This window comes from Collinsella sp. (genome assembly GCF_052346665.1).
GTDB lineage: Bacteria > Actinomycetota > Coriobacteriia > Coriobacteriales > Coriobacteriaceae > Collinsella.
The window spans coordinates 1-9678 of sequence record NZ_DAWDUX010000013.1; the positions used below are offsets into that span (position 1 = coordinate 1).

A 9678-nucleotide genomic window follows, 5' to 3' on the forward strand; every position below is an offset into this window, starting at 1 on the left:
AATAATACACGAACACTCGTTCTTGTGCCAGAAGTTTTGTCCGCACGGCTCGATATAACCAAAGGCGACAAGATGCAGAGCGGGAGGAGCGAATATGACTTCCACATCGTTTACCTACGGATCCCTGGCCCTCACGTTGGATCGACCCTCCACACCAGCCTTAAGCGTCGTCTCTGGCGGCGTGTCGACTGTTTCACACATCCAGCCCGGTCACTTCCAAGTTGCCGCACCCGATGTCTATGCGCGGGATCGTCCGGCACCTTCATCGCGGTCTCGCTTTATCCTCTTCGGCGTCGCGTCATTGGTCTTGATCGTAGCGTGTGCTTCCATCCTGTCCACAGTTTTCCAGGCTCGGAATGCGAGTCATGCGGCCTTCGTCGACACGCTGACGTCTAAAAATGTAACGGTCTCTGCCGGAGAGTCATTGTGGAGCATCGCGGAGGACAACCCCGTGGATGGGCTCGCAATCGAAGAAGCCGTTGAGGTCATGAGGGACTGGAACGGACTTACCAGCGCTTCGCTTCACCCTGGCATGGAGTTGGTCGTTCCCTCTGCAGGCTAGAACTATTACAACTCACCATATCTTGTGTTTCTAGCATTACTGCCCTCAACGCGTGGTATCCTAGCGAAGTTGTCGGATGTGAGGGGAGACGATGCCATGCGGTGTCCGAAGTGCGGCCATGATGACACGCGTGTGATAGATTCGCGTATGCAGGATTCCTCGAACGCCATCAAACGTCGTCGTGAATGCCGATCGTGCGGATACCGGTTCACCACATTCGAACGATGCGAGGACCCCATCGAGGTGCTGAAGAGCGATGGAACCACGCAGCCTTTCGACCGCAATAAGCTGCTCGTGGGACTTATGCGCGCAACTTCCAAACGCGACATCGATCTCACGCAGCTCAACGCGCTCATTGATGACATCGAACTGGAACTGAGGGGCGGGGCGCGTTCGGCTGTCAGCTCCCATGATATTGGCGATATGGTCCTCAAGCGCCTCGAGAAGATCGATAAGGTCGCCTACATCCGATTCGCGTCCGTGTATCGTGACTTCCAAGACATCGATGAGTTCCTATCCGAACTCGATAAGCTGAGGTGATTACATGTCCATGTTGAACGTGAACGTCAAGCGCCTGGATCCAACCGTCGAGTTACCCGCTTATGCATATGAGGGTGATGCGGGCTTGGACCTGCGTGCCAATGAGAGCGTCGACATCGCGCCCTTCGAGCGCGTCCTCATCCCCACTGGCCTTGCCATCTCAATTCCGGATGGGTACGCCGGGTTTGTTCAGCCCAGGAGCGGTATGGCTCTCAAGCGCGGTCTCACTATCGCCAACACCCCGGGGCTCATTGATGCCCACTATCGCGGTGAACTTAAGGTCATCGCCGTGAACCTTGATTCCCAGCAGACCATTCACATCGAGCGGGGAGAGCGTATCGCCCAGCTCGTCATCCAGCAGGTGCCCGTCGTGCACCTTACAGAGGTCGACGAACTCGACGAGACCGATCGCGGTAGCGGCGGTTTCGGGTCGAGCGGTTCGAAATAGTCGGTCCAGTCGTATAGGGGGAATTATCTATGGACCAGTTTTTCAAGTTGGGGGAGCGCAAGTCCGACGTGGCCACTGAGCTGCGTGCGGGACTGACCACGTTCCTGGCGATGTCTTACATCATCGTCGTGAACCCGCTCATCCTCTCCGCCGGTGGCGTTCCCGTCGCCGCCGCGGTGACCGCCACGTGCATCGGTGCCGCGGTCATGACGATCGCGATGGGCCTCATCGCGAACCGTCCGCTCGCCTGCGCCTCGGGCATGGGCATCAACTCCATCGTCGCGTACACGCTCTGCGGAGCCATGGGACTCGGTTGGCAGACTGCCATGGCTATCATCTTCATCGAGGGTATCGCCATCTTGCTGCTCGTGCTGTGCGGTCTTCGCGAGGCCATCATGGATGCCATTCCCGTGTCCCTGCGTCACGGCATCTCTATCGGCCTCGGCCTCTTCATCGCGATGATCGGCCTTAAGGATGGCGGCATCATCGTCGCCAACGAGGCCACCATGGTCGCCCTCGGCAAGGTGACCGACCCGGTCTTCCTCGTCGGCCTCATCTCCATCGTCGCCACCGTCGTCCTCTCTTCCATGAACGTGAAGGGCGCCTTGCTGTGGGGCATCGTCATCGCTTCCGTCCTCGGCATTCCGCTCGGCGTGACCGCTGCTCCCTCGAGCATCGTCGCTCCGCTCGATTTCTCCACCTTCGGCGCCCCTTTCATGGCGGACGCCGATGGCGTCATGGGCGTCGTCAAGGCCCTCACCACTCCCGCCTTGCTCCTCTTTGCCTTCTCGCTCATGATGAGCGACTTCTTCGACACCATGGGCACCGCCATGGCCGTTGCCAAGCAGGGCGAGTTCCTCACCGAGGATGGCAAGGTTGAGGACATCAAGCCCATCCTCATCGTCGACTCCGTGGCTGCAGCTGCGGGTGGCGTGTTCGGCGCATCTTCCATCACCACGTTCGTTGAGTCTGCCTCCGGCGCTGCCGACGGCGGTCGCTCCGGACTTACTTCCGTGACGGCAGGCGTTCTCTTCCTGCTCGCCGCATTCTTCTCCCCGGTTATCAGCTGCATCAGCTCCGCCGCTACCTGTGGCGCCCTCGTGTACGTCGGCTTTTTGATGATGAGCGAGGTCACCGAGGTCGACTGGTCGGACATCCTCGAGGGCTTCCCGACCTTCATGATCATCGTCGGTATCCCGTTCACCTATTCGATTTCCAACGGCATCGGTCTTGGCTTCATCGCCTACGTGGTCGTTGCTGCCGTGACGGGCAACCTCAAGAAGATTCGTCCGCTCATGTGGGTCGCCGCCGCCGCGTTCCTTGCGTACTTCCTGCTCGTGTAGAAATGCGGTAAGCACGTAGAAGGCTTTATGCGTCAATACAAGATGCCCCCGCGGTCATTTGTCCGCGAGGGCATCTTTCTACCGTATATGCGCGGGTTTTCCACCCCAGTAGAATTCAGCGAAATGTTGCTCGCGATCACACGGCACGCCGACCAGCCGCATCGTGCTGCAAACGATGTCCTGTGCGGCATCGGGACGGCGGAGTGCGCCAGCGTTGACGAGGAGACCGTGGAGCGCCTCTGAATTATCATGGAGATGCCTCAACTGCATGATGAGCTCGCGTGAGGTGGTAGCATGCATGCTCGCGCCGAAAGACGTGAGCATCGTCGTGTTCGCCTTCTCCTGCCCATACGATTTTCCAAGCAAGATCATCGGCAGCTCGGCGCACAGGCACTCCGTCACGGTAAGTCCGCCGGACTTGAGAATCGCCAGATCGCAGGTCCGCATGAGGGCCGCCATGTCGTCCACGTAATCGAGTACGGTGACGTTGGGAAGCTTCATGCCCTCGAACACGGAGCGCAGGTGCTTCGCGTATGCAATGTCCTTACCCGGCAGGAACACGAAGTGCATACTCTCGAAGCTGCGCAGGTAGGGAAGCGTCTCCTCCATGGCCGCCCGGAATCGCACATACGGCTGGGGTAGGGCGGCGCCTGCCATGACCAGCACCAAGGTCTTGTCGCCTGGCATCCCGAACGTCTCGCAATCGTGCTCGCGATTGCGCGGCTCGCTAAATCCCGGTCTGATGGGTATGCCCGTGACCTCGATGCATCGCTCGGGAACCTTTCGTGGGCGGAGCGTCTCCGCCATGAACTCGGTCGCGACGCAAAAGAGGTCGGTTTCCTTGTGTGGCCACCAACCCTCTATCTCGTAATCGGTGGGGACGCAGACGACGGGAAACTCCACACCTGTCATCATGCGGGCTCCAACGGCGGTATTTGCGGCGGTGATGTGTGTGCAAATGACGGCAAGGGGTCGCTTCTCAGTCACATAGTCGTTAAATGAGTGGAACATGATTCTGGACCACGCCGATCCACCGCCCCAGAGCAATCTGCCCGTGAGCGTATAGCGCCACGTAACATCGTAGATGGGCCTCGTGGCGCCCGTGAACGCCGCCGCAGTTTTGTTACCGTCGAATTTGATGCGCCCAAAATCGAGTACGTCGAGGACATCAACTTCAACATCATCGGGTACGCCATGTGCACCCCGCATGTTTTCCACCGCCTGTGCGATTGCCATGGCCGCCGCGCGATGTCCGGAGCCTACCGAGGCATGCATAATGGTAATAACGGGCCGTGGGGCTTCGCTTGCCGGTGATACCGTCCCCCGGGAATTGAGCGGCACGTTATCGCCAAGATTGTCGAGGCGTTCAGTTGTCATGTGGGCGTCTCCCTGGTTGCTTGCTAACAGCATTGTACGTCCCGCCCTGCAAGAGCTCGGCGCAATCGGGTAAGAGCAAAGAAACGACGTACCGAAAGGATGTACCGGCTATGGATTCCACGAAAGACCTCATCATCGTCGGTGGAGGTCCCGCAGGCTATTCCGCTGCCCTCTACGCCGCACGAGCCAGCCTAGACGTTCTGGTTGTCGAGCATGGGATGGCTGGCGGACAGATTGCCACCTCAGATATCATTGACAACTACCCCGGATTAGGCAGTTGCTCGGGGGCCGAACTTGGCCAGAAGATGCTGGAGCACGCCGAGCATGCAGGTGCTCAGTCCACGTACGGATCGGTCTCGTCGATCGACCGCGAAGATGACATGTTCATCGTCAACACCGATATGGAGCAGCTCGAAGCCCCTGCGCTTATCGTGGCGACCGGAGCTACGCCCCGACTTGGAGGCTTCGTAGGTGAGGATGAGTTCCGCGGAAGGGGAGTATCGTATTGCGCCACCTGTGATGGAATGTTCTATCGCGGAAAGCACGTCTTTATCATCGGTGGCGGCAATTCCGCTGTTGAGGAGGCAATGTATCTCTCCAATATCGCCGAGCACGTTGAACTTGGCGTGAGACGCGATGTGTTCCGGGCTCCACGGGGCATGGTAGAGCGACTTCTCACGCGTGACAACATTACTATTAGGTACCAAACTAGTATTATCGAAGTGAGCGGTTCGACGTTTATCAACCGCATCGTATTGAGAGACAATGCCACGGGAGAGACGCACGCCGAGATGTTCGACGAAGGCTCGGTTGGCATATTTGTCGCCGTCGGCCATGATCCGGCTACCCAAATCGTAGCTCCCTATGTTGACCTTGGTTCAGACGGTGGCGTCGTTACCGATGAATCAATGGCAACGAAGACTCCCGGATTATTCTGCGCTGGCGATATGCGTTCCAAGTCCTTGCGACAGGTCATCACCGCGGCGGCTGACGGTGCCATTGCGGCCATGTCCGCCTATGCTTACCTCGAGGAGTCTGGCAGGATCTAATCGGGTTTGGTCGTAATGGTGTGTCTCTCGGTCTGAGTATGTGATACATTATTCAGAATTACGATAATATATATTATGTAAAGTAGATGACGATCTAAATAAAGAACCCCCGCGCGTTGCGGGGGTTCTCGCTTTCGTCTGTTGATGATGTCAAAGACGGTGCGCCCATTCGTACCCAATGATCAGGCCGGTCTTTTCGGCGTAGTACGAACATAGGCCGCCACAGGGTAAGACGAACACCTCGGCATGAGGCCACTCGGTAACAATCGCATCCTTGAGTGCCGAGGCACCGTCCTCATTGAAAACATGGTCGATATAGACCATGCCGCCACGATACCCATCAGCACGCATGGTTTCGATGATCTTGCGGTACGTTTTCTTGTCACCACGCGTTGGTGCTACGACCTTGATCGTCCCCTGAGCACTCGCAGTACCGAGCATGCGGATGGAAAGACCGCTGGCGAGGGCTCCGACGACTTTGGGCATGCGTCCATTTTTCGTGAGATTCTCGTAACTGCTCAGCGAAAAGAGCACCTGAGAGCTTGCCTGTAGCTGTTCAGCATACGATACTGCCTGGTCAAATGTAGCATCAGGATTATTCGTTAGGTACCTATCTAGAAGTTGAACGATAAGCTCGAGCTTTCCTCCGGCAGCCTTTGAGTCGAGAACGAAGATGTTCTTCCCAGCGATTTGACCATCATGGTCGCGGGCATATTCATCCATCACGAGATTGCGACCCATTTGAGCGGCCTCGAAACTGCCGGAAAGGTTCGCCGAGATGGTGATGGCAATAACATTGTCCGCCAAGCGGAACAATTCCGCCCACTCCCCTGCACTCGGACATGAACTACCCGATGCGGAGGGCTCGGCGGCCACCCGATGGTTGAGCGTGGCAACATCGAGGAAGGCATCGTCAGCGTATTCCTCGCCTGCAACTACGATTTTGAGCGGAGCCAACGCAAAGGCGCAATCCGCCGTTGCGGGTTGGTATGCGCGTAGATTACAGCTGGAGTCCGCTATGAGAGCCCATGACATGTATGAATCCTTTCGCGTTGTATGACGAATGTCCGGTATAGAGAGACGGCGGAAGGAGCACTCCCCCTCCGCCGTCCACGTGCATTGTTCGAGATGTTAGTAGCGAACGTAGATCATACCAGCCTGGACAGGGCCGACGACGACGCCGACGCCATAGGTGGCCGCGTGGATCATCTGTCCGTTACCGATATAAATGCCGGTGTGACCCCAATTGACGCACACATCTCCCGGCTGGGGATTGCTCACCTGCGGCCAGCCCATGAACGTATTGGTGGTACCAAGACGACGGTATTGACCAGTGAGGCAGTAGCTCACAAAGCCGGAGCAGTCGAACTGGCCGGGAGCGCACCCTCCCCATACATATTCAGCCTTGCCAACCCAACTCCATGCACGATCGACGATGGCGTTACCGGTGCTCGGAACATAGTTGGGCTCGGGATCGGGCTCCGGTGTCGGCGCAGGCGAAGGTGTGGGAGCGGGCGTATTGTTGGAGTTGTTGGTGTTGGTTCCGCCACCCTGGTCCGTATTGTTGTTGGAGGGCGTATCGACGTTCTGGACGTCATCGATCTGGTCGCCCTGGCTCGCGTTAAGCCCCTGTTGGAGGGCAGCGTTTGCGGCCGCCTCGGCGGCAAGCTCTTCCTGGAGTTTTGCGTCGAGCGAGCTCACGACCGACGCGGCCTCAGCGCGCTGCGCGTTGAGCTCATCGACCTTCGCCTGAGTTTCCTTGACGTTCTCCTCTTGCTCGGCTTGCTTGGTATCAAGCTCCTCCTTGAGGGTCTTAACCTCTGCTATGGTCTCGGCCTGCGTGTTCGCCACCTTGTTCATGTACGTCACACTCGAGACGAACTGATCAAAGGACGTCGAGGAAAGCACAATCTCGATCAGTCCGGCAAGACCGCCTTTGTATTCAGAGGAGACGAACGTGGAAAGCAGCTGCTGGCGCTCCGCAATCTCATTGTTCGTCTCATCGATCTGACCGCGAGTCTCCTCAAGGGAGTACGTGAGCTCAGAAAGACGATTGGTGATCTCTTCTGTCTGACGTCCAATCTCCTCGAGCTGTTCGCGGGCCGCTGCAAGATCAGACTCAGTGTCGGCGAAGGCGAACGTGGGAACGCCGGACATAAGAACGATGCCGGAAAGACCGGCGACGATGGCACGACGTGCGGTAAGGCTGCGTTTAGAGTGCGTCATATGAAAACTCCTCGATACGAGCGGCAAGGCGCGCGTTCGTTACGATACCTGAATGAGGCTGTACAGCTCTTGATCTCCCGCAGTCGCAAGCGTCTTGCGAGGATCGAGGAACGATAGCTCCAAGATACAAGCATACCCTATTAGCTCGGCCGCCACATCTTGCACAAGTTTTCCGGCCGCCGCCGCGGTACCGCCGGTCGCAATCAAATCGTCTACGATAAGCACGCGGTCACCGGGCTGAATGGCGTCTTTATGAATCTCAAGGGTATCGGTTCCGTACTCGAGCTCATAGCTCACCGAGTAGGTCTCGCGGGGCAGCTTGCCCGGTTTGCGTGCGGGAATGAACCCGGCTCCAAGCTCGAGAGCAACGGGTACGCCAATCATGAAGCCACGCGCCTCGGGTCCGACCACTTTAGTGACGCCCGCGTCTTTGAAATGATCGGCAATGTCCTCGACGGTATGGCGCATGGCCACAGGGTCGGCAAAGAGCGGCGTGATGTCTTTGAATACGACGCCGGGCTCAGGGTAATCCGGGATATCGGCGATGTAAGCGGCGTAATCGAACGGTTCCATAATCCTGTGCTTTCTACTCGGCTGTAATGGGCGTCACGCGAATGGGCTGGGCGGCAAGTTCGGTTGCATCGAGTGGAGCCACGCCCGTGGTCGACTCGGGGGTGGCATATGGAAGGACGGCGGAGTTGCTTTGGGCTGCCATCTCCGCGCGCGTGATCTCATCGTCGATGGCATCGACATCGGCATCCTCAACCACGGCGTTAAGCGACTCGAAGACGCGGTTACGCAACAGCGCGGTACGAACTCCGTCCGTGAGGTCATGAAGCGTTTTGAACGCGCGATCGAGCTTCGCCTCTCGATTGTCATCAGAATCGTCGGTACCGAGCATACCGATGAGAACCTGTTCGAATAGGGCGGATTCACGGTTGGCTGCATTGACGTACTGCCGCAGATTGCGAGGCTCGATGTGAAAGCGCGACAGCTCTGCACAATGACGGATGATTTCGAAGTCCCGACCGTCGATGAGTTCCCGGTTTTGGGGGCTGCGAACAATCCGGATAAGATCGTTATCGGAAAGCTGCCGCAAGAACGCAATGTCGACGCCGAGGATATCTGGGACGTCCTCGATGGGATGGAGCTTCTGACGAGTCTCCTTTGAGGCAACCTTCATGGGCGCATCCGTAAGCAGGCCGACCTCGAATGCGAGGGTCGAAAGGTCAGATGCACTGTCCAACTTCTGCTTGATGGCGGAAAGTGGCATATACCTGGTTTTCTGCAGATGCAAAATAACCTCGAGACAGTCGACGTCCGCCTTCGAGTACTGACGATAGCCCTTAGGAGTGCGGTGCGGCGTGATGAGCCCCTCGTCTTCCAGGAAGCGAATCTTCGAGTTTGAAAGGTCGGGGTATGTACCGCGGAGCAGGTTCACGACCTGCCCAATGCTGAGGTAGCTGCGCTCAGCCAAGCTACTCACCGGTTTCGATGCGCTCCACGGTGCTCTCGTGGTACATCAGCGTGAAGGTGCCGATCTGCACGGAAGAGCCATCATGCAGAGGGGCGGAATTGACGATCGCGCCATCAACCCAGGTGCCGTTAAGGGAGCCGAGATCCTCAATGAGGACACCCGCCTCGTTGCGCAGGATCTTCGCATGGCTGCGCGACACCGTCATGTCGTTGAGAAAGATTGTGTTCGCGGGATCGCGACCGATGGTGATCTCGGGCGCATCGAGCTCGAAGACGTTGCCGGTCTGGGGCCCCTTGATGATTGAGAGGACCGGAACGACCAGCGAGGCGCTCTTCATGAGGTCGGGCGCCGTGGCATCGCTGCTCGGCATGCGAAAGACGCGCGTGGTCTCGTTCTGCTCGATGTTTGCCATGGGAACCCCCTACTGGAAAATCGGAATACATCCGAAGTATCGTCAACTATCGTTTCATTCTAGCGCAAGCGGCACGCGTTCAGTGGGAATACGCAGACTATTCCTCTGCCGACTCCTCGTCCTCGTCGATCTCGGGGTTGAGGAAATCCTCGTCCTCGTCCTCAGGATGCGCGATGGCCGAGCGAATGGCCGCGATTCCCTTGGTCGTATAGACCACGCCGGTTAGAAGCGAGCAGCATACGCC

At 57.7% G+C, this 9678-nt stretch carries 10 protein-coding genes; 4 read left to right on the forward strand and 6 right to left on the reverse strand.

Going from position 1 to position 9678, the window contains the following annotated elements; translation table 11 throughout:
- Positions 1-658: 658 nt before the first annotated feature.
- Genes nrdR through ACT8II_RS03545 form a run of 3 tightly spaced genes read left to right on the forward strand, consistent with a single transcriptional unit; the run spans position 659 to position 2893 of the window.
- Positions 659-1102 (forward strand): transcriptional regulator NrdR, encoded by a 444-nt coding sequence (gene nrdR / locus ACT8II_RS03535; RefSeq protein ID WP_118653871.1) that lies wholly within the window; start codon positions 659-661, stop codon positions 1100-1102.
- Between the two features lie 4 nt (positions 1103-1106).
- Positions 1107-1550, forward strand: coding sequence for a dUTP diphosphatase (gene dut, locus ACT8II_RS03540; RefSeq protein ID WP_118653870.1), 444 nt, complete (start codon positions 1107-1109; stop codon positions 1548-1550).
- 29 nt (positions 1551-1579) lie between these two features.
- Positions 1580-2893, forward strand: coding sequence for an NCS2 family permease (locus ACT8II_RS03545; RefSeq protein WP_294122127.1), 1314 nt, complete (start codon positions 1580-1582; stop codon positions 2891-2893).
- Positions 2894-2971: 78 nt separating this feature from the next.
- Here the strand turns inward: ACT8II_RS03545 and ACT8II_RS03550 are convergent, their stop codons facing one another.
- A complete protein-coding gene (locus tag ACT8II_RS03550; protein ID WP_443813012.1) occupies positions 2972-4270 on the reverse strand; it encodes an MGDG synthase family glycosyltransferase in 1299 nt (432 codons plus the stop codon).
- A 110-nt stretch (positions 4271-4380) separates the two neighbouring features.
- Between ACT8II_RS03550 and ACT8II_RS03555 the strand changes: the two genes are divergently transcribed.
- Complete coding sequence (locus ACT8II_RS03555) at positions 4381-5319, forward strand: NAD(P)/FAD-dependent oxidoreductase (protein WP_443813013.1); 939 nt, start codon at positions 4381-4383, stop codon at positions 5317-5319.
- A 150-nt stretch (positions 5320-5469) separates the two neighbouring features.
- On the opposite strand, the gene ACT8II_RS03560 is transcribed toward ACT8II_RS03555, so the two are convergent.
- The 5 genes from ACT8II_RS03560 to ACT8II_RS03580 all read right to left on the reverse strand — a co-directional run bounded on the left by ACT8II_RS03560 (position 5470) and on the right by ACT8II_RS03580 (position 9434).
- Positions 5470-6354: a DegV family protein gene (locus ACT8II_RS03560; protein WP_118653866.1), complete on the reverse strand. Its 885-nt coding sequence runs from the start codon at positions 6352-6354 to the stop codon at positions 5470-5472.
- Positions 6355-6450: 96 nt separating this feature from the next.
- Positions 6451-7545: a coiled-coil domain-containing protein gene (locus tag ACT8II_RS03565; RefSeq protein ID WP_118653865.1), complete on the reverse strand. Its 1095-nt coding sequence runs from the start codon at positions 7543-7545 to the stop codon at positions 6451-6453.
- Positions 7546-7584: 39 nt separating this feature from the next.
- Positions 7585-8118 (reverse strand): adenine phosphoribosyltransferase, encoded by a 534-nt coding sequence (locus ACT8II_RS03570; RefSeq protein ID WP_294122139.1) that lies wholly within the window; start codon positions 8116-8118, stop codon positions 7585-7587.
- A gap of 13 nt (positions 8119-8131) precedes the next feature.
- The gene (ftsR, locus tag ACT8II_RS03575) at positions 8132-9031 is read right to left on the reverse strand and encodes a transcriptional regulator FtsR (RefSeq protein ID WP_443813014.1); all 900 of its coding nucleotides are present in this window, start codon (positions 9029-9031) and stop codon (positions 8132-8134) included.
- Positions 9024-9434, reverse strand: a complete 411-nt coding sequence (locus ACT8II_RS03580) for an FHA domain-containing protein (protein ID WP_118653862.1) — start codon at positions 9432-9434, stop codon at positions 9024-9026. The genes ftsR and ACT8II_RS03580 overlap by 8 nt, the downstream gene beginning before the upstream one ends.
- Between the last annotated feature and the right edge of the window lie 244 nt (positions 9435-9678).

Excerpts from the sequence above, each read along its gene's own strand:
- nrdR (WP_118653871.1), top strand. The coding sequence starts at position 659 with ATGCGGTGTCCGAAGTGCGGCCATGATGACACGCGTGTGATAGATTCG.
- dut (WP_118653870.1), top strand. The coding sequence starts at position 1,107 with ATGTCCATGTTGAACGTGAACGTCAAGCGCCTGGATCCAACCGTCGAG.
- ACT8II_RS03545 (WP_294122127.1), top strand. The coding sequence starts at position 1,580 with ATGGACCAGTTTTTCAAGTTGGGGGAGCGCAAGTCCGACGTGGCCACT.
- ACT8II_RS03550 (WP_443813012.1), bottom strand. The coding sequence starts at position 4,270 with ATGACAACTGAACGCCTCGACAATCTTGGCGATAACGTGCCGCTCAAT.
- ACT8II_RS03555 (WP_443813013.1), top strand. The coding sequence starts at position 4,381 with ATGGATTCCACGAAAGACCTCATCATCGTCGGTGGAGGTCCCGCAGGC.
- ACT8II_RS03560 (WP_118653866.1), bottom strand. The coding sequence starts at position 6,354 with ATGTCATGGGCTCTCATAGCGGACTCCAGCTGTAATCTACGCGCATAC.
- ACT8II_RS03565 (WP_118653865.1), bottom strand. The coding sequence starts at position 7,545 with ATGACGCACTCTAAACGCAGCCTTACCGCACGTCGTGCCATCGTCGCC.
- ACT8II_RS03570 (WP_294122139.1), bottom strand. The coding sequence starts at position 8,118 with ATGGAACCGTTCGATTACGCCGCTTACATCGCCGATATCCCGGATTAC.
- ACT8II_RS03580 (WP_118653862.1), bottom strand. The coding sequence starts at position 9,434 with ATGGCAAACATCGAGCAGAACGAGACCACGCGCGTCTTTCGCATGCCG.